General features: G+C 31.4%; 15 protein-coding genes and 1 riboswitch. Of the genes, 8 read left to right on the top strand and 7 right to left on the bottom strand.

Going from position 1 to position 21,039, the window contains the following annotated elements; all coding sequences use genetic code 11:
• Positions 1–24 precede the first annotated feature (24 nt).
• From KQH81_RS17165 to KQH81_RS17145, 5 genes are read right to left on the bottom strand one after another with little or no spacing between them, the layout of a single operon-like run.
• A complete protein-coding gene (locus KQH81_RS17165; RefSeq protein ID WP_035771192.1) occupies positions 25–951 on the bottom strand; it encodes an ABC transporter ATP-binding protein in 927 nt (308 codons plus the stop codon).
• A complete protein-coding gene (locus KQH81_RS17160) occupies positions 944–1,621 on the bottom strand; it encodes an ABC transporter ATP-binding protein (RefSeq protein ID WP_099336383.1) in 678 nt (225 codons plus the stop codon). The genes KQH81_RS17165 and KQH81_RS17160 overlap by 8 nt, the downstream gene beginning before the upstream one ends.
• A gap of 1 nt (position 1,622) precedes the next feature.
• Positions 1,623–4,493 (bottom strand): ABC transporter permease, encoded by a 2,871-nt coding sequence (locus KQH81_RS17155; RefSeq protein WP_230028558.1) that lies wholly within the window; start codon positions 4,491–4,493, stop codon positions 1,623–1,625.
• Positions 4,494–4,505: 12 nt separating this feature from the next.
• Complete coding sequence (locus KQH81_RS17150) at positions 4,506–5,507, bottom strand: efflux RND transporter periplasmic adaptor subunit (protein WP_027639713.1); 1,002 nt, start codon at positions 5,505–5,507, stop codon at positions 4,506–4,508.
• 27 nt (positions 5,508–5,534) lie between these two features.
• On the bottom strand, positions 5,535–6,536 hold the full coding sequence (locus KQH81_RS17145; protein ID WP_027639712.1) for an efflux RND transporter periplasmic adaptor subunit: 1,002 nt from the start codon (positions 6,534–6,536) through the stop codon (positions 5,535–5,537).
• Between the two features lie 167 nt (positions 6,537–6,703).
• Positions 6,704–6,903, top strand: a riboswitch (cobalamin riboswitch).
• A 194-nt stretch (positions 6,904–7,097) separates the two neighbouring features.
• Between KQH81_RS17145 and KQH81_RS17140 the strand changes: the two genes are divergently transcribed.
• The 5 genes from KQH81_RS17140 (at position 7,098) to KQH81_RS17120 (ending at position 15,451) form a co-directional block, all read left to right on the top strand.
• On the top strand, positions 7,098–9,563 hold the full coding sequence (locus tag KQH81_RS17140; RefSeq protein ID WP_230028556.1) for a PQQ-binding-like beta-propeller repeat protein: 2,466 nt from the start codon (positions 7,098–7,100) through the stop codon (positions 9,561–9,563).
• Between the two features lie 128 nt (positions 9,564–9,691).
• The gene (locus KQH81_RS17135; RefSeq protein ID WP_230028554.1) at positions 9,692–11,065 is read left to right on the top strand and encodes a DUF4430 domain-containing protein; all 1,374 of its coding nucleotides are present in this window, start codon (positions 9,692–9,694) and stop codon (positions 11,063–11,065) included.
• A 245-nt stretch (positions 11,066–11,310) separates the two neighbouring features.
• Positions 11,311–12,633 (top strand): amidohydrolase, encoded by a 1,323-nt coding sequence (locus KQH81_RS17130; protein ID WP_230028552.1) that lies wholly within the window; start codon positions 11,311–11,313, stop codon positions 12,631–12,633.
• 36 nt (positions 12,634–12,669) lie between these two features.
• Positions 12,670–14,202 carry an AbgT family transporter gene (locus KQH81_RS17125; RefSeq protein ID WP_027639709.1) on the top strand — a complete coding sequence of 511 codons (1,533 nt, stop codon included), beginning with the start codon at positions 12,670–12,672 and terminating at the stop codon, positions 14,200–14,202.
• Positions 14,203–14,266: 64 nt separating this feature from the next.
• Positions 14,267–15,451 carry a M20 family metallopeptidase gene (locus KQH81_RS17120; protein ID WP_230028550.1) on the top strand — a complete coding sequence of 395 codons (1,185 nt, stop codon included), beginning with the start codon at positions 14,267–14,269 and terminating at the stop codon, positions 15,449–15,451.
• 198 nt (positions 15,452–15,649) lie between these two features.
• On the opposite strand, the gene KQH81_RS17115 is transcribed toward KQH81_RS17120, so the two are convergent.
• The gene (locus KQH81_RS17115; protein ID WP_027639707.1) at positions 15,650–15,967 is read right to left on the bottom strand and encodes a heavy metal-binding domain-containing protein; all 318 of its coding nucleotides are present in this window, start codon (positions 15,965–15,967) and stop codon (positions 15,650–15,652) included.
• 96 nt (positions 15,968–16,063) lie between these two features.
• On the bottom strand, positions 16,064–16,597 hold the full coding sequence (gene yfcE, locus KQH81_RS17110; protein ID WP_230028548.1) for a phosphodiesterase: 534 nt from the start codon (positions 16,595–16,597) through the stop codon (positions 16,064–16,066).
• Positions 16,598–16,773: 176 nt separating this feature from the next.
• On the opposite strand from yfcE, the gene KQH81_RS17105 reads away from it, so the two are divergent.
• The 3 genes from KQH81_RS17105 (at position 16,774) to glgA (ending at position 20,996) form a co-directional block, all read left to right on the top strand.
• Entirely contained in the window at positions 16,774–17,382 is a 609-nt protein-coding gene (locus tag KQH81_RS17105) for a superoxide dismutase (RefSeq protein ID WP_074845604.1), read from the top strand.
• A gap of 180 nt (positions 17,383–17,562) precedes the next feature.
• On the top strand, positions 17,563–19,563 hold the full coding sequence (gene glgB / locus KQH81_RS17100) for a 1,4-alpha-glucan branching protein GlgB (protein WP_243174278.1): 2,001 nt from the start codon (positions 17,563–17,565) through the stop codon (positions 19,561–19,563).
• Positions 19,563–20,996: a glycogen synthase GlgA gene (gene glgA / locus KQH81_RS17095; protein ID WP_230028546.1), complete on the top strand. Its 1,434-nt coding sequence runs from the start codon at positions 19,563–19,565 to the stop codon at positions 20,994–20,996. Before glgB ends, glgA begins: the two co-directional genes overlap by 1 nt.
• The last annotated feature ends 43 nt before the right edge of the window (positions 20,997–21,039 follow it).

Here is a 21,039-nt window from a genome sequence, read left to right as displayed (position 1 = left end):
CATGAAGGGTAATCAGTTTTTAATTTAGTTATCCTCAGTGTGGATAACTTTTTCTATTTGTTGTGGATTGGTTATTACTATTTTTCCACCATCTAATTCTACTTTTATTTTATTGCCTTTAATTTTAAGAGAATCCAAATATTCATGTGGTATTTGAAATCTTCCTGCTCTATCGAGAATCATGAGTTCTTCATGAGTTTCTTCGTTTCCTTCTAAGGTAAGACCTTGAGATATAGACTGAAGCTCTTGTGCATAACTATCTTTTCTTATAAACTCTGAAGAAGTTTTACCATCTCGGATAGCTACAACTCTTTGAACTTTGGCTGACAGCTGTCTGTCATGAGTTACTATTAGAATTGTGAGTCCTAATGTGTTGTTAAGTTCCCTAAATAGATCCAGTATCATAGATGCAGTTTTAGAATCAACAGAGCCTGTAGGTTCATCTGCAAGAAGCAGCTTTGGATTGTTGCAGAGAGCTATAGCAATAGCAACTCTTTGTTGTTCACCGCCAGAAAGCTGGCTTAGTTTACTGTTTTTTCTATGAACGATACCTGTCATATCTAAATACTTTAATGCTTCATTTCTCATATCTTTAGATTTTCCGCCTATGGATAAAGCAAGCTCTATATTTTCAGCAGCTGTTAAATAAGGAATTAGATTTCTCGCATTGTTTTGCCACACGAAACCAACAGTTTCTCTTTTATAAATTTCTATTTCTTTTTTTGTAAGCTTAAATAAATCTTTACCATCTACAAATAGCTTTCCAGCAGATGGGGTATCAAGGCAGCCTATCATATTTAAAAGGGTAGACTTTCCACTACCACTATTTCCTATGATAGCAGTAAGTTCTCCCTCTTCAACAATGAGATCTAAGCCTTGTAAAGCTACAACTTCTAAATCAGCAGTTTTATAAATTTTTATCAGGTTTTCACATTCTATTATATTACTCATGAACTATTTCACCATCCTCTAAAGTAAATACATTATCTGCTATTTCCAACATGTTGGGGTCATGAGTGGTCATAACTATTGTGATATCCTGATCTTTTATCAGATCTTTAAATAATTTTACCACTTGAAGCGCCGTTAGAGTGTCCAAAGCGGAAGTAGGTTCGTCTGCAAAGATAATTTTAGGTTTAGGACATAAGGCTCTAGCAATTGCAGCCCTTTGGACTTCTCCGCCTGAAAGTTCTTGAGGAAAGTGGGAAGATCTTTTTAAAAGCCCTACAAGCTTTAAACATTCATTGACTCTTTCTTTTCTATCCTTTATTTCAGGTCTTGATACTCTAAGAGCAAATTCAACATTTTCATATAGTGTCATATTAGAAAGAAGTGCGCCAGATTGAAATACAAATCCTATTTGAGTTCGTCTAAGTTCATCTTGTTCAGAAGGAGATAGTGTAGTGATATCTTTTCCGTCAAACATTATACTGCCGCTAGTTGGCATACTCATAGCACCTAATAGGTTTATAAGTGTAGTCTTACCAGAACCTGAACGACCTTTAAGTATGGTGAATTTGTTCCTGTTTATAGAGAGGGATATATTCTTCAAAACAGATAAAGTTTCATCACCAATTTTAAAATCCATACAAAGATCTGTTGTTTTAATCAATTCACACACACTAATCATCTCCTAACTTTAAGGCTTGATTTAAATCTAGTTTTTTAACTATATTTATAAGAACTAAAAGACTTATAGAAAGCATTATAATCATAAATATTGCCAAATTAATGTATCCTGATATATAAGAGACAGCTTTAAAAGGTAATATTATTTTTTCATTAGGATTTGTTGACAAATTAAGCATAGGTATAAATATGTTTGACGCAAATCCTCCAATGGCAAGTCCCATTACCATAGCAGCACCAGATATAAAAATTTGTTCGTTTATAAGAACGGTTATAACTTTCTTTAGTGTAAGTCCCATTGCACGAAGTATTCCAAAGTCCAATGTTCTCTCTTTTATAGAGAGTATCCAGTAAATTAAAAATCCTAATGTAGTTATTATAAGAGAAGCTATAAATGATAGTGAAAGAAGTCCATTTGTACCTTGAATTATAGGCGATGTTCTAAGAGCAACTAAATCATTATAGGTTAAATGAATATTTTCATAGTAAACTTTATTTTCTTTTACTGAATCAAAGATAGTACTGTAAGATGAACTATCACTTTTTTTCATCCATATCTCATAAGGCTGAATAGAGCACATAGCATCTATATATTTTAAATTCATGACTACAAAGCCAGATCCAAAGGATAAATTAGGGTCATAACTTGGCCAATAATCTATAATTTCACCAACATAACATTCTAGATAGAGATTTCCATCAAATCTTACATCAACTCGCGTTCCTTTAGAAAGTTTCAAGTCTTCAGCTACTTTTGAAGAAACTAAGATAGCTTTAGGCTCTTTAGATAATAAATTTAGATAGTTATACCAGTGATGAGGTAAAAGACTAGAGTCAAACCAAGCTGTTTTGCCGAATTCATCAGGAATTATACCTATTATTTGAGTTTTTTCTGAAGAGAGATTTCCATTAAAATTTAATCTCCCATTTTTGGATTTTAATACTTTTGTAGTAGACTCTATTCCATCTATTTCTGTGTAAGGAGCATAGTCTATATCTTTGTAAAATACTCCAGCAGCACTTGTACCATCTGAATTTAAAGCGGATACTGAAGTACTAGAACTATCCTTCTCATCTTTTTCGGTCTTAGCAGGAATCCACCAAGGTCGGATTACTATATCTGCACCATTTAAATATTTAATTCTATTTTCTGCCATAGTGTTTATAGTGGAAGCAGCTTTAAGATTAAATATTCCAGTAGATAAAGTAAGAATTAGGAATATCATAAGAAAGCCATTTTTTCCATTACTTCTAGTTATATTTGTAAGGCATATATACATTGAAGGACTCCACTTGTCTTTTCCTAGCTTTAATATAAATTTTATTAAATAAGGATAAAGCCTTAGCATTACAAGACCAATACCTAATATTAGAATTGTAAATGATATATACATAAATGGAGAAATAGGTAGATTAGATGTTTCAACATTGGACACATTTAGTACACTTTCAAAGGATTGAAATTGATATACAGCATATAAACCAATTGCTAAAAGTACTACATCAAAGTAAAATCTTTGCCATATTGGTTTGCCCTTTCTAGATTTTGATCTTTTTTGAGCAACTATGCTGTCTTTTGAAGAAAGAGCTATAGGTATAAACATTATAAGGAGAAATGCAAAAGCAGAAACTAAAGCATAAATCCATTCCACATGAGTTATTTTTATATCAAGAGGAGGACGAGAAACAAATTTTAAGAAACCACTAGTTGCACCAAATACTCTGGTTATTAGATAAGCAACAAAAGGGCTTATTAATACAGTTATAAAAAATAATATAAGGTTTTCACTTAGATATACCTTTAAAACTTGAAGTTTCGTAGCACCTCTGCTTCTCAAAAGTGATATTTCATCTTTATCATGCTCTAATATTAATGTTGATACCATGAATATATAGATTATTATCATAAGTATTACTGGAGAAGCTATGGTCCACATAGTTATGGATAACTGTTTAGTTTTTGGAACATACTCTTTTAATGTATCTAATGCCGCTAAATAGATTGAAGAATTTTTCTTTTGGTTGAAATCTTTTGAAGCAGTATCTAATGTTTTTATAGCATTAGGTAGATTAGACACATTTATATTCGTATAGTCCAATACGTATTTTATATTATAGGAACTTAAATAAAAGTTATCTTTGTACATGCTTAGCTTCATCAACGAATCATAAGGAATAATAATGGTATCTGATAGAAGAATATTTCCATCTTTCCAATAGCTGCTATCCTTATTATCAACCTGGAATACACCAGCTATTTTAATTTTTATAAAATTATTAGTGCTGACTTGCCTAAAAGCAAATGTATCACCTACTCTTAAGTCAAAGGTACGTTTTGTAGATTCTGAAATAATTCCCTCTATAACGTCAGAAGAACTATCAGAACTAAAAAGATTACCATCCATAATGTTTATATTGTTTTCGATATCACTGATAGCTTTCAGTGATATTCCCGGGCCTTTTTCATCTACAAGTTCACCTTTGTCATTGTATTTTGATACGGAAAAGTCATTGCATGCGATTTCTGTTTTTTTACTCATCACAGGCATTCCCAAATCATCAACTATATTTTTAATTGAATTATCAAAGGAACTGTTTGAAGTTTTAACCTCTTTCATTAAATTTTCAACGTCTTTGCTTTCGAAATCACCGCCAGTTAATTTTTTGTTGGCAGTAAAAATTCCAGGAAATATATTATCTACTTTTTGGAGTTTTTCTAAGTCAGTAGCAAGAATTTTTTTGAATATGGAAGATGTATACATTGGCACCGCAGTTATTATGGAGGTAGCCGTGATGAATCCTATAAGAAGACTTATTACAAGCCACTTATTTTTCATCATCTTTTTATATAAAAATGAAAGCATATCCTTCACCCCCTAGTTACTTAAAACTTCGTCACCCTCTGACAAACCAGAAAGAACTTCGAATTCTTGAGAACCTTCTATTCCTAGGGTGATGAATTTTTCAACTCTGTCTCCATCCTTTAGGACCCTTACATAAGGGGCAGAGTTATAATATTTTACTGCTGACTTTGGAACTTTCAATACGTCATCTTTAGAATCTAAAAGGATTGATAATGTGATTGAAGAACCTAATTTTTCTGGAGAAAGTCCATCCATTTCTATACGGATAGAGTTGTAACTTTTATTATCCTTACCACTTTGAAGCATGGATTGGAAAGGCGTTATATCTAATTGTGATATCTTTCCCTTCTGGTTATCTTTATTAGTAACGTCCATACCTACTTTTAATGCATCAGTTTTTTCAACAGTTCCTTCAACTACTAGTGAATTAATATCAGATATCATATATATAGGAGCACCTGCAGATATCATCTGACCAGGAATAACATAAGGATACTGATATGTTATTTGACCGCTTATAGGAGCTACAAGTGTAAGGTTTGCAAGGTCATTCTTTAATTTATCTACTTTGAGTTTTTGAAGTTCTAAATCCAATTTAATTCTGTCTATTTCATTTTTAGATGATTCAGGATTTGCTAAAAGTTCTTGATAAGAGTTACTAATTTGATTGTATGCTAATTGAGCTTGCTTTAGAGAAAGCTTTATATCATCAGTATTCAATTCAGCAATAGCTTGTCCTTTCGATACTGTATCGCCAACTTTTACATGAAGTTTTGTAATTACACCTGATCCATCTTTAAAAGAAGCAATCTCATTCATTTTAGGAACGATAAATCCACTCAAGGATAGTTCTTGGATTATTGAACCTTTTGATACTGGAACTGTTTTCATTTCAATATCAATTGGAGTTATAAGAGGAGGAACTATAACTGTTTCCTCTTTTGAAAGGCAACCACTAAATGTGACTGTAAGTGATGCACAAATTATACAAAGTAATATCTTAAAGCGCTTCATAATAATACCTCTTTTCATTAATCAATATTAATTATCTAAGATTATTTCATCACCTTCGGTAACTCCTGATATGACTTCAGCTTCAGTTTCGGTAACTACACCAAGAGTTACGAATCGTTCTATTTTGTTTTCTCCATCTTTTATTTTCACATAAGTTTTATCATTAAAACTTCTAACACCTTTTGCTGGTATTTTTATTACATCAGGTTTTTCCTCTATACATACTTTAAGGCTTATGGAATCGTGTATTTTATCAACAATTTCTTTAGGAAAAGAAATTGTAATACTAGGATTTTGCTTTTTAGAGTTTGTCTTAGAATCACTATTGTTTTTTGGTGGTATTCCTATTATTTCACCTTCATTATTTTCTGAATCAATTACTTTCATTCCAAGCTTTATATCATCTGAAGTCGAAGCAGGAAGTGTTAAAATTCTGCTGTTGATATCAGCTACGGCACAAATCTGCATATTTACATGTAATTTTGAGCCGGTAACAAGATTTTCGGAAATAAAAGTTATATTTCCATCCATAGGTGATATTATACGAAGGCTATCTAAATCTTTTTGAGCTTTCTCCACATTTAACTTTTCTATCTCAACTGCTAAACGTGCATTTTCCTTTTGTACATCTGTAGAATTGGGATTATTTAAAACTGAGTCGTATTGGTTATTTACTTTTTTATATAAGAGTTTTGCTTCATTTAAAGCGAATTCACATTCAGATGTGTCAAATTCAGCAATGACATCCCCCTTTTTCACATCTTCACCTTGGTTAAAGTTGAATTTTAGAAATGTTCCACCTACGCGTGTAAGTGAGATAATCTCAAATTTATCATAAGATATACCTGCAGTTATGGGGGCAGTTTTAGTTATAGTACCTCTAACTGCTTTTTCAGTTTTTAAGGTTCCAAGGGTAACAGGCTGAAAATTATCAAATTCATTAGTTGTGCTACTTTTGCAACTAGAAGCTGTAATCATACATGATGCACAGAGAATTAGGGACACTAACAATTTATTTCGACTAATCATAGCATTCCTCCAAAAATTTTATAAAATAGAAAATTGTTTATACTATATATTACGAATGGAAAATTACAAAGTAACTTAGTTTTTGAATTAACTGAATAAAAAATATATTCAGTTAAAATGTTGACATATTAATAACATAATGTTAACATTTTTATGAAATATAAAATTTAATATTTATTTAATATAGTTACTTATTTTTAGTATTAAAAGGGAATGTCAGTGAGAATCTGAAGCAGCCCCCGCTACTGTAAGAAGGACGAAAGCTTATTTAGATATTTTATATCTATCCACTAACTTATTAAGTTGGGAAGGATAAGCAATTAGGATGATATCAAGTCAGGAGACCTGCTATATTAATTTATTTAATTAAGTCTTTCGGTGGGAGAGAGTTAACTAAAGTGAAACTCAAAAAGTTTAATGGAGATTGTTTCAAGTTAACGAACCACAAAAGTGGTTCGTTTTTTATTTGCCTCTATATAAATGAAATGAAAGGATGTGAAATTCAAATCACAGTATAGGGAGCAGATAATATAAATTTTATATAAAAACAAGGGGGAAAATATGAAAGGGAATTTTAAAAGAATAATATCAGTATTAATAGTATTTTTGATGATAGTATCATTAAATGCTGATTTTATACCTGCTTCAGCAAATGCTTTTAAAACTGTAAAGAAAGATACTACATTAAATTGGTCTCAATTTTTAGGTAATTTAGAACTTCAAGGAGTATCAGATGCTAAGACACCTAGAACTAGTGAAGAGCTTAAAGAGAATTGGAGATATTATGAAAATGGTGGTTGGGAAGTTACACCAGGCACTCCTATAGTAGTTGGAGATTATGTTTATTGCTACGTAAATGAAAAAATCCTAAAAATAAATTCAGAAACTGGAAAAGTAGAAGCAAGTGCATCAGCACCTGGCAGTGCTATGTTCTTTATTTACGCATGTTATGGAGATGGGAAAATATTTGTTCCAAGAAAGAATTTAGAAACAGGAGTATCTAATATTATTGCATATGATGCTGATACTTTAGAACAATTATTTGTGACAGAAAATATAAAAACTAAGGCTGATTTACAAACTCCTGTCATGTACTACAAAGGTTATATTTATTTCGGTACTTATGGAGGAAATGCTGTTTACGGATGTTATCCAACAAAGGATAATGACACTACAAAAGCAGATGAAGTTGTGAATGCAACATGGACTAAAACTACAAAAGCAACTGTTGGATTTAGTTGGAATGGGGCAACATTTATTGGTGATACATGCATCTTTGCTGATAATGGAATAAAGAGAAGAGAAGGAAGTAATGTTTACGCTGTTAATTATAAAACTGGAGAGGAAATAGATAGATTTACTTTGCCTAAAAATGCAGAAGTAAAATCTACAATTGTATATTATGAAAAGAACAATAGGGTATATATATCAGCAGCAGATAATGGACATGCTAGTATAAGATCTATGGAAGTGAATAAAAATGGTACTTTTAACAAAGAAAGCTTAAAGACATATACTTCAACAACTGAAGGTGGAGGAACACAGTCTACACCTGTAATTTATAATGATAGATTATATCTTGGTGGCGGTGGAGCAACTATGGGTTCTGCAGAGCCATTTCATGTAATTGATGCAAATACATTAGAGGAGATTTACAAAATAGATGAAATCATAACTAAAGGATCTGCAGCAATAACTACAGCATATGCTACTAAGGAAAACAATCAACAAGTATATATTTATATGGTGCCTTATGCTCCTGACAATGACCAAGCAGCACTTTATATAATTAAGGATTCTGTTGGACAAACAGCTCCAGACTATGAGAAAGTTTTAGGGGTTGGTACATCACAATACTGTTCTCAAAGTATAGATATAGATAAGAATGGAAATTTAGTATTCTATAATGATGCAAAGATATTATATAGCTTTGGAAAAAAGAACAAAGAAAATTCCATAATAACAGGAAAAGATGTATTTAATCAAATAGATAGACTTCCGGAGACAAATGACTTTAAATATTATAATGATTTTGAAATAAGAAGAATTAAAGAACGTTATGATAATCTTAGCAGTGAGGAGAAAGCTAAGGTAACTAACATTCAAAAGCTTAATGATATATTATTAGTTTCTAGTGAAAATCCAATTGAAAGAATGAATAAAGGAATAGAATCACTTCCAGCTATTGAAGATATAACATTAGAGCATGAGCAAAAAATACAAACTCTTATTACTGGATATAATAGTCTTTCAGACGAAGAAAAAAGTAAAATAGTAGGTTCTGATAAACTTGTAGCAGCATATAACAAAGTTGTTCAATTACAACAACAAGCTCAGGTTGATACAATTATAAAAGATATAGATAATCTACCTGATAAGGATAAATTGACTTCAGATGATAAAGGATTAGTTGATGCTATATATTCTAAAATAAGTAATTTAGATGAAGACTTAAAATCAAAAATTACAAATATAGATAAACTAGAAGCTACCAAACAAAGAATAGAAGATATAATTAAAAAAATGAATTATGCTAATGACTTAATAAAGGAAAAATTAGACGGAGTAGAAATAACATTAGATTCTAGAAGTGTAATTTTAGAATTAGATAAAGTGTTAGAAGGATTATCAGAATCAGATATTAAAAAGTTAAATAATTACGAGTACTATCTAAGTCCTGCAAAAGCTAAAATAGTTAATCTGCTTATTGATAAGTATGTATATATAGATGGTAAGGATGTTGAGGTAACTTCTAAAAATATTGATAATCTTAAATCCACTATTGAAGAGATAAAATATTATTACAATGGAGTTCTGAATGATGACAAAAAGTACATTAAGAACTATGACAGTTTAGAAAGAGTAGAAAATAAAATTTCACAATTTGAAAGCAATAATAATGGTGAAGATAGCAATAAAGGACCAAATAAATTACCTACAACAGGGGACGCAGCAGGATATACTTCGCTTATAACTATGATACTTTCTTGTGGAGGTATAGCTGTTATTAAAAGAATAAAAAAATAATCTTTTCATTAGATAACTTTATAGAATAGATAACTATGACACATGGCCTTTGGTGATTTCACGAAGGTCATGTGTTGTAATTTATTCTATAGTATATATTTATATACTGGAGGTAATAAGAAAATAATATGAAAAAAAATACTACGAGAAAAGTAATTTTATTTTCAATAATAGTTTTATTCGTAATATCTTCCCTAGTGAAACTTAATATAGAACCATCGGATTATAGTAAAAGCATATATAAAGAAGTAATAAAGGCAAATAAACTTATAGATAAAGCCGTCATTGGGAATGACAATGGAGAATATTCCAATAATGAAATTAAAAAATTAAGAAATAGCATATCAATATCTCAAAATACAGTAGATAGTGATTCTAGTACTGTAGAGGAAGAAAAAGAAGTATTCAATTCTTTAAAAAATGATATAAAGGCATTTAAAAAAGCCCAAAATAAAAACTCAATTTCAAAAGGAGAAGTAGAAAAGATAAAGGAAGATGACGAAGAAGTTATAAAGGAAATAAAGTTAGATGACACCTCTACTATTAAATGGACAATAAAGGGAAAGACAGTGAAAGAGGCTTCTCCTATTAATTTGGATACAAGCTCTGAATCAGTAAACAAGGAAAAAATACTTGAATTGCTTAGCAATAAAAGTGTAGATAAATATCTAATATCATTCAGGCATAATGGAGCTTTTCCAGGCTTTATATCAATGAATTTGGAAAACAATAATGATTTTAAAGAGGCATTTCTATATTCATATAATGAAGAGAGTAACTCATTATCATATTCAACAGATGTTGCAGTAAGTGAAGGAAAGTTAATGTTTTCAGTGAATGAAGGTGGAGACTATATCATTACTGATAAGAAAATAGAGACGTTAGATAAGGAGAATTCGGAAGAATCTAAAGGGAATGAGGAGTCTAAAGATAATAATTCTGAATTAGCTGAGAATGTAGATGGGACTTCTTCAGATAACGAATCTAAAAATCCTTCGAATGGAGATAAAACCTCAAAACCAAATGGAGCAGCACCTCCTTCCAATGACAATACATCATCAGATAAAAATAATAATGAATCAAAACCAAAATCTAAAACATGCACTATTGAAATTAGATGTGATACAATATTGAAAAATATGGATAAATTACGACCTGGATTAGATAAATATGTACCGAATAATGGTGTGATTTTAGCAACTACTACGGTAGAAATATATGATGGTGAAAATGTTTTTGATATATTGAAACGTGTAACAAGAAATAAAAAGATTCAAATGGAATTCAGAAATGATCCTGTATATAGTGGTGCTTATATTGAAGGAATAAATCATTTATATGAATTTGATTGTGGAACAGAAAGTGGATGGATGTATAAAGTTAATGGTTGGTTTCCGAACTATGGATGTAGTCAGTACAAGGTTAAGGATGGAGATGTTATCTCTTGGGTATACACTTGTGACTTAGGAAAAGACGTGGGAGACCAGTACTATGATAAATAATTAATGAGATAATAAAAATATATTTATAGAAATATACATACTTATAGAGTATGTATATTTTTTTTCAGAATAAATTAAATAAAAATATTAAATTACAATTATTATTTGTAATATTTTATAAATTATATATTAATTTCTGTAATTTTATAAAAATGTAAAAATTTAAAAGGATTATTTTCAGAAAAAGAAGAAGTTAATAATGTAAATAAAAGTAAATAAAAGTAAAATACTTGGGGAGGTATGAGATGAAAGAAGTTATAAGAATAAATCAATGTATTGATGACATAGAGGATGAACTTATAACTATAAGAAGAGATATCCATAAATATGCTGAGTGGGGATGGACAGAGTTTAGAACATGCTCTAAAATATCTGAATATTTGGGAAAATTGGGTTTTAATATTCGAGTAGGCAGAGAAATTTTTGATAGGCAGACTATGCTTGGACTTCCTAATGAGGAGACTTTAAAAGAACAAGAAGAGAGAGCAATATCTCAAGGTGCATTAAAAAGATATTTAGAGAAAATGTCAGGAGGATATACTGGGGTGCTAGCAACTTTAGACACAGGAAGAGCTGGTCCAACTTTAGCATTTAGATTTGATATTGATGCTAATGAAGGCATAGAGGCAGACTCATTAGAACATAGGCCTTTTAAAGAGGGATTTGCTTCTATAAATAAAGGAGCTATGCATTGTTGTGGTCATGATGGTCATACTGCCATAGGGCTTGGTGTATCAAAAATATTAAAAAATTTAGAAAATGAACTTTGTGGAAAAATAAAAATAATATTTCAGCCTGCAGAAGAGGGAGTAAGAGGAGCTTATTCTATGGTTAATGCAGGACTTTTAGACGATGTTGATTATTTACTAAGTGGACATATTGGATTATCTACAGAAAATGTTGGACAAATAGTATGTAATACCAGTGGATTTCTTGCAACTTCAAAGATAGATGTAGAGTTTAAAGGGAGAAGCACCCATGCAGGGGCTACTCCAGAAAAGGGTAAAAATGCACTTTTAGGAGCTGCAACAGCAGCTTTAAATCTTCATACAGTATGTCAGCATGGAGATGGCTCTTCAAGAATTAATGTTGGTGTTTTAAAGGCTGGTACAGGAAGAAATGTAGTTCCTGATAGGGCTGAAATGAAACTAGAAATCAGAGGAGAAAATGATCAGATAAATAGTTATGTAGAAAAGCGTGTTAAAGAAATTATAAAAGGTGCTGCAATCATGTATGACTTAAGATATAACATAACATTAGCAGGACAGGCCATAAATGGAAATAGTGACGTAGAATTGGCGAAGATTATAGAAAATATAGCTAAAGAGATTCCAGAAGTTACAGAAATAATAAAACAAGACAAATTAACTGGTTCTGAAGATATAACACATATGATGAAGAGAGTTCAGGAAAATGGAGGTAAGGCAGCTTACATGATGTTTGGAACTAAAAGAGCAGCGGATCATCATAATAATTACTTTGACTTTGATGAAAGAGTGCTTAAAATTGCAGTAAAAACTTATGTTAGTGCTGCTTTATATATAAATGGAAGGGAGGATAGAACGTAAAAGTAAGTTATTAATAAAAAATGGAGGTGTATAAAAATGACTGCGCAGAAAGAGCTAAAGGGATCTAATAAAAAGACAGGAGGATTTTTAGGCTGGGTAGAAAGAGTAGGCAATAAGATACCACATCCATTCATATTATTTTTAATACTTATAGTAGTAGTTTGGATAGCGTCAGCTATATGTTCACAATTAGGTACTAGTGTAACAAACCCTGTAGATGGTAAAGAAGTTTATGTAAAGAGCTTGTTATCAGGCGAAGGAATTGTTTATATGTTAAAAAATATGGTAAAGAACTTTACAGGTTTTGCACCATTAGGCCTAGTGCTTACAATGACTTTAGGTATAGGTTTTGCTGAGCATATAGGGCTTATATCTGCATTTATGAGAAAAACAATGCTTGGTGCTTCTCCAAAGCTTGTAACATTTATCATTATGATTATAGGAATTGTAGGTAATATAGCATCAGATGCAGCCATAGTTATAGTTCCATCAATAGCTGCTGCCATATTTGCATCCATGGGAAGACATCCTTTAGCAGGTATTGCTATAGGTTATGCATCAACAACAGCTGGATTTAGTGCAAATTTAATAATAGCCGGTACAGATGCACTTCTAGCAGGAATTAGTACAGAAGCAATTCACATAGTAGACAAAAATTTATCTGTAACTCCTGTTGATAATTGGTTTTTCATGTTTGCATCTACATTTGTATTAGCAATAGTAGGAGTAATAATAACTGAAAAGATAATAGAGCCACGACTTGGTGAGTACAAAGGCAAAAAGTCCATAGAAGCCAAGAAAGTAACTCAAGAAGAGAATAAAGCTCTTAAGAAAACTGGGATAGCAGCACTTATTTATATAGCTGTATTAGCCATTTCAATAATACCTAAAAATAGTTTCTTTAGAAATTCTGAAACAGGTGGTATAGTGCCATCACCATTTTTAGATTCCATCATTCCATTGTTACTATTCTTATTTGTGATAATGGCATATGTATATGGTAAATCAATAGGGGAATTAAAAAAATTCTCTGATGTACCCAAGCATATGGCAATTGCTATAAAGGATATGGCATCATATATAGTTCTTGTGTTTGTAATTGGGCAATTTATTGCATTCTTCAATTGGAGTAATTTAGGTTATGCTATAGCAGTAAATGGAGCAGATGCATTAAAGGCATCTAATATGACAGGAGTTCCTTTATTTATATTATTTATATTATTTGTAGCATTTGTAAATTTATTTATGGGAAGTGGATCAGCAAAATGGTCATTGCTTGCACCTATATTTATACCTATGTTCTATTTATTAGGATATAATCCTGCCTTCACTCAATTACTATATAGAATAGGTGATTCAACTACAAATATCATAAGTCCATTATTCCCATACTTCCCTATAATCTTAGCTTTTGCTAATGAATATGACGAGAAAGCAGGAGTTGGTACTATATTATCTTTAATGATTCCATATAGTATAATAATGCTTGTAGTATGGATAATATTTGCAATCATATGGACTCAATTAGGATTACCAATAGGTCCTGGAATAGGTGGAATAGGTCTTTAATAAACTTTTAGGAGGCTGATTATCTAAATATAATCAGCCTTTATAAGAATGGGGGATTTAAGTTATGTTGAAAGATGAGATAGAAAGACTTATAGAAGGGGAATTGAGCAATATTATTAGAATTAGAAGAGACATTCATCAGTATCCAGAGTTAGGTAGAAATGAATTCAGGACTAGTGAATTAGTATATAATGAGCTTCAAGGTCTTGGCTTAGAAATTCAAAAAGGAGTGGGAGGCACTGGAGTTGTAGCATTACTTAAGGGAAAAAATCCAGGTAAAACATTTCTATTAAGGGCAGATATGGATGCACTTCCTATAGATGAGGACACTGGTTTAGACTTTAAATCAGAAAATAAAGGTGTGATGCATGCTTGCGGACATGATATGCATACCTCTATACTTTTAGGAACTGCTAAGGTTTTATCAAATATGAGAGAGCATATAAATGGAAATGTAAAGTTTATATTTCAGCCTGCAGAAGAGTGCAATCCTGAAGGCGGAGCTAAGTTTATGATAGAAGATGGGGTGTTAGAAAATCCTAAAGTTGATGCTGGGGCTGCACTTCATGTTTGGAATTTTCCAGTTGGAAATATAGGGGTTAGATATGGGGCTATGATGGCCCAATCAGATAGGATATTTATTAAAGTAAAAGGAAAGAGTGCCCATGGATCTGCACCTCAACAAGGAGCTGATGCAATAGTTGCTTCGGCATATATTATAACGGCGCTTCAAAGTATAGTGAGTAGAAATGTGGATCCGTTAGAAAGTGCAGTTGTTACAATAGGAGCTATAAATGGAGGATACAGGTACAATGTCATAGCTGATGAGGTTAATTTAGAAGGGACAGTAAGAACCTTTAATAAAGATATTGCATATATTATGCCTCAAAAAATAAGAAGTATAGTAGAAAATATAAGTGAAGCTATGGGATGTCAATGTGAGTTTGATTATGTTGAGGGGTATGCCCTTACTTATAATGACCGAGAACTTACAGAACAATTAATGGTAGGATTAAAGGATATGTTAGGAGATGAAAAGGTAATTATGCCTGAAAAACCTGCCACAGGAGCAGAGGATTTTTCGGCTTTTACTAAATATATTCCATGCACATTTATGTGGCTTGGGTGCGAATCAGAGGTGAATAAAGGAAAGTGCATAATTCACAACCCTAATTTTGTTTGTGATGAAGGGGCTATTCCTGTTGGTATAAAAGCCCTATGTGGAGCTGTTTTAGAGTATTTGAAATAAGAAAAGGTATAGTCAAACCTTAAACTCTAAGTTTGACTATACCTTTTTTAATACTTATCATAATCTTTGTGCAAGACTTTTTCTCTCTTTTTCTCTTTACATCTGTTACATATGGCCCATATTAAAAGTACTATAGAACCAATGATTATTGAGAGATAAAAAAGTGATATTAGAATCATAATAATATACATATTAATTTTACTCTGAAATAACTACAGCGGTTCCATAAGCAACAATTTCAGCAGCACCGGCAGCTATTGCAGAAGAAGCAAGTCTCATACACACTATGGCATTAGCTCCTTGAGCTGTGGCATCATCAACCATTCTTCCTATAGCAATCTGCCTCGCTTCTATAAGCATTTCATTGTAGCCTGTCATTTCACCACCAACTAAGTTTTTAAAGCTTGCACCTATATCTCTACCAATATTTTTACATCTTACTGTGCTTCCTTTGGTTAAACCTATTACTTCTACTATTTCTTTTCCTGGAATATTATCAGTAGTTACAATTAACATGGTATCGCCTCCCTATTTGAAATTTGGTTCAAAATCTTATTTACACAATATTAACATATTTAGTAATCTTATTCAAACAATCCAATCTTAAATTAACTATAATTTTTTCCCCGTAGATATATCTATGAATGTAGACTTTCCATTTTCATATATACATACACTAGGTATTCCATCACCTTTAGGTACAGAAATAGATCCTGGGTTTATATATGTTACACCATCTTTAGTTAGGCATTTTCTTACATGGGTATGACCGGTTATGATTACATCTGCATTGTAGGTTGATGCTATTTTTTCAAGATCACAGCCATCTTGATTATGACCATGAGTCATTATGAATCTTGTACCATCTTTTTCATAAACTATGTATTCACTTATTAGTGGGAGATCTAAAACCATGAGGTCAACCTCAGCATCACAATTTCCTCTAGAAATCAAAATAGGTATTGGACATTTTTTGATTTCTTCTACTAGGGCTTTAGGATTATAACCATCTAATATTGGATTTCTTGGACCATGGTAAAGTATATCTCCAGCACATAAAATCATATCGCAGCCGCTGAAATATTCTAGAGCTTTAGAAAAATTTTCGGGATATCCATGAATATCAGATAATATTGCTATTTTCATTAATGACACCTTCTTTAATTACTATTTTGAATAATATTTTAATATATATTTGATTTTATAACAACATAATTGTAAAAAATGTGATATAATAGTAATATATTTACATAAAGTAAAGCAAAAGCAATTAAATAATTGGTTTACAAATTATTAATAATAATTTTATGGAGGATGATTTTATGAAATACGAGAAGATAGTACTACCATATTCCTATGATGCATTAGAGCCATATATTGATGCAGAGACTGTAAATATTCATTACAATAAGCACTTACAAACCTATGTAAACAATCTAAATGCACTTTTAGAAGGCTATGATAAATTTACCGATGACAAGTCACTTGAACAAATACTCTCACACACAGACAAGATACCAAAGGATATTAGACAAGGTGTAATAAACCAAGGAGGAGGAGTAGCAAATCATAATTTATATTTTTCACTTTTATCTCCAAATCCTAAAAAATCACCAGAAGGAAAATTATTAGAAGAGATAAATAATACATTTGGTAGTGTTGAAGAGCTTAAAGAAAAATTAAGTGCAGAAGCAATATCTCAATTTGGATCAGGATATGGATGGCTTGTAAGAACAAAACATGGACATTTAGAAATAGTAAAGACACAAAATCAAGATACACCTTTAAGTAAGGGACTTAAACCAATATTAACTATAGATGTATGGGAACATGCATATTATCTAAAGTATAAAAACTTGAGAGCTGATTATGTTAAAAATATATGGAATATAATCGATTGGGCTAAAGTTGAAGAATATTATAATTGCTAAACTAAAGAAATTTGAATTATAAAACAACATCTTATGGAAGAAGCATATAAATGTTGATTAAAAAGTAGATAACCAAAACAGGTACGATATTACAGAAAAATAAAACATTCTAGTAATAATGATACCTGTTTTTTTTACCATACAGAATTAATCGAACTGTGGCTAAGGGGGGAATTTATTTTGAAAAGAGCCAGTAGTAAGGAAGTTGCTAAAGCTTCATCTCAAAAAGGAAGTGAAAGCAAGAAAGACACGAAGGAGAAAAAACAGAGAATAAATAAAAGTACTATCACTGAATATAATGCTTATTTATTTCATGAAGGGAAAAATTATAATGCCTATGAAATTTTAGGTTCTCATGTAGTCACAGAAAATAATAAACATGGGGTTAGATTTTCAACTTGGGCCCCTAGAGCAAAGAATGTATGGGTGGTATGTGATAAAAATGATTTCCAAATTAATGATGAATACAAGATGACTAAACTTTCAAAAGGTGGAATTTGGAGTGCATTTATAGAAGGGATTGAACCAGGAACATTATATAAATATGCAATAAAAAGTGAGAAAGGCGAAGTTATATTTAAGTCAGACCCATATGCAATAATGTCTGAGATAAGACCAAACACTGCTTCCATAGTATATAAAAAGGAAAGATTCAAATGGACAGATAGAAATTGGAATTTAAGGAGAAACAGAAAAAAACTTTATGAGAGCCCTATAAACATATATGAAATGCATATAGGATCTTGGAGAAGAAATGATGGAAAGTTCTTAACTTATGATGAGTTATCGGAAAAATTGACTGATTATTTAGAAAATATGTCATATACTCATGTGGAATTTATGCCGTTAGTTGAATACCCTTTAGATGAATCTTGGGGTTACCAAGGAACTGGATATTATTCTCTTACATCAAGATATGGAAATATAGAAGGATTTAAAAGGCTTGTCAATAGACTTCATGAAAAAAATATTGGGGTAATACTAGACTGGGTACCAGGACATTTCTGTAAAAATCTTTATGGATTATATATGTTTGATGGAACACCAACTTATGAGTATGAAGAGTTTTGGAAAGCTGACAATAAAGGATGGGGGACCTTTAATTTTGATTTAGGACGACCTGAAGTTAGAAGTTTTCTTATATCTAATGCAATGTATTGGATAAAGGAATTTCACTTAGATGGATTGAGAGTGGATGCAGTTTCAAATATTCTCTATTTGAACTATGGAAGAAAAGATGGAGAGTGGATTCCAAATAAATATGGCGGAAATGAAAATATAGAAGGCATAGATTTTTTAAAGGAACTAAATAAGGCTATATATGATGAAAACAATAATATAATGATGATTGCTGAAGAGTCAACTACATGGCCAAATGTAAGCAAGCCTTTAGAAGAAGGAGGATTAGGATTTAAATTTAAGTGGAATATGGGATGGATGCATGATTCTTTAGAGTATATGGAACTAAGTCCAGAAGAAAAGAAGAATAACCACAACAAATTAAACTTTGCAATGATGTATCAATATAGTGAAAACTTCATTCTTTCAATATCTCATGACGAAGTTGTTCATGGTAAAAAATCATTAATAGGAAAGATGTATGGTGACTGGTGGAATCAATTCGCTGGGGTGAGGATGTATCTATCCTACATGATGGGACATCCAGGGAAAAAGCTTACCTTTATGGGAATGGAGTTTGCACAGTTTATAGAATGGAGAGAATATGAAGAGCTTGAATGGAACCTTATAGATGAATTCCCAATGCACAAGATGACTCAGGATTTTGTTAGAGATTTAAATAAACTTTATATAGAAAAGAAAGCATTATGGGAACTTGATGATAGCATAGATGGCTTCAAATGGATAGATGCTGATAATAATAAGCAAAGCATAATTAGTTTTATGAGAATGGGCAAAAAGGAAAAAGACACTCTTATCTTTATATGTAATTTTACTTCGGAGGTGTATTACGATTTTAGAGTAGGAGTACCTCATTTAAGTGACTATGTTGAAATTATGAATAGCGATAGTAAAAAGTATGGAGGATCTGGACAAGTCATGGGAGACAGTCCATTAATAGTTCAAAATATAGCAAGTCATGGGCAGCCTTATAGTATAGAGATAAAGGTTCCACCAATGGCTGCAATAATTATAGGATTAGATGATGGGAGGAAATGTTAATGAAAGTACTTATAGCAGCTTCAGAGTCACATCCTTTTATAAAGACAGGGGGACTGGGTGATGTTGTTGGGGCATTACCAAAGTCATTAAAAAAGGAAGGTGTAGATGTTAGAGTTATCATTCCAAAATATAAAGATATAAGACAAGATATAAGAATGGAACTTAACTTTGTTAAATGGTTTATGGTAAGGCTAAGTTGGAGAAATCAGTATTGTGGCGTATTTGAATATACTCTTGATGGTGTTAAGTACTATTTTATAGATAATGAGTATTATTTCAACAGAGATGGACTTTATGGTTACTATGATGATGGAGAAAGATTTGCGTACTTTGACAAAGCGGTGCTTGAAGTTTTAAAAGAGATAAACTGGAAGCCTGATGTTATACACTGCAATGATTGGCATACAGGAATGATACCAGTGATGCTAAATGTTGAATATAAAAAGGATGATTTTTACAAAAATATAAAGACCGTATTTTCCATTCATAACATATTATATCAAGGAGTATTTGATCCAAAGGTACTTCCAGACATATTTGGGTATGATATGAGCTTGTTTAATGATGGAAGTCTTGAATTTTATGGCGGTATGAGTTTTATGAAAGGAGCATTAAATTATTCTAATAGAATTTCTACAGTAAGCAATAGCTATGCAGAAGAGATTAAGACACCTCAATATGGGGAACGCCTTGATGGAATTCTAAGAGATAAAAAAGATAATTTAAAAGGTATCCTAAATGGAATAGATTATAGTGAGTATAATCCAACAGTGGATAAATATATATTCAAAAAATATAATCTGGATACTTTCGAAGAGAAGAAAAAGAATAAAGTAAAACTTCAGAGAGAATTAGGGCTTACCTTAAATAGAGATATTCCTGTCATAGGAATGGTTTCAAGACTTACAGCTCAAAAAGGTGTAGATCTTATTATGGATGTGATAGATAGGATACTTCAATATGATGTGCAGCTAGTCATACTAGGAACTGGAGACAAATATTATGAGGATCAATTCATCAATCTTCAAAGGAGATACAAAAATAAGGTATCAGTAAATATAAAATTTGATAATGCACTTTCCCACAGAATTTATGCTGGATGTGATATGTTCTTAATGCCATCTTTGTTTGAACCATGCGGTTTAGGTCAGATGATAGCTTTAAAATATGGAACAATACCTATAGTTCGCGAAACTGGCGGACTTAAAGATACTATACGTTCATACAATAAGTATGAAAACAAAGGTAATGGCTTTAGTTTTAAAGGATATAGCTCTAATGAACTTTTAATTATGACAGAATATGCCCTTAAACTATTCCAAAACAAAGATATATGGATGACTATTGTAGCAGAAGCAATGAATGATGATAATAGTTGGAGTAAATCTGCAAAAGAATATAAAGAACTGTATAAATCGGTGATGGAAAGTTAGAAAGTAAAGAGGAAATAAAAGCAGCTTTATTAGGAGGAGCATA

Source organism: Clostridium cadaveris (assembly GCF_020911725.1).
Taxonomy (GTDB): domain Bacteria; phylum Bacillota; class Clostridia; order Clostridiales; family Clostridiaceae; genus Clostridium_X; species Clostridium_X cadaveris.
Note: the sequence above shows the minus strand (reverse complement) of the source record. Positions and strands in the feature narration are given on the sequence as shown.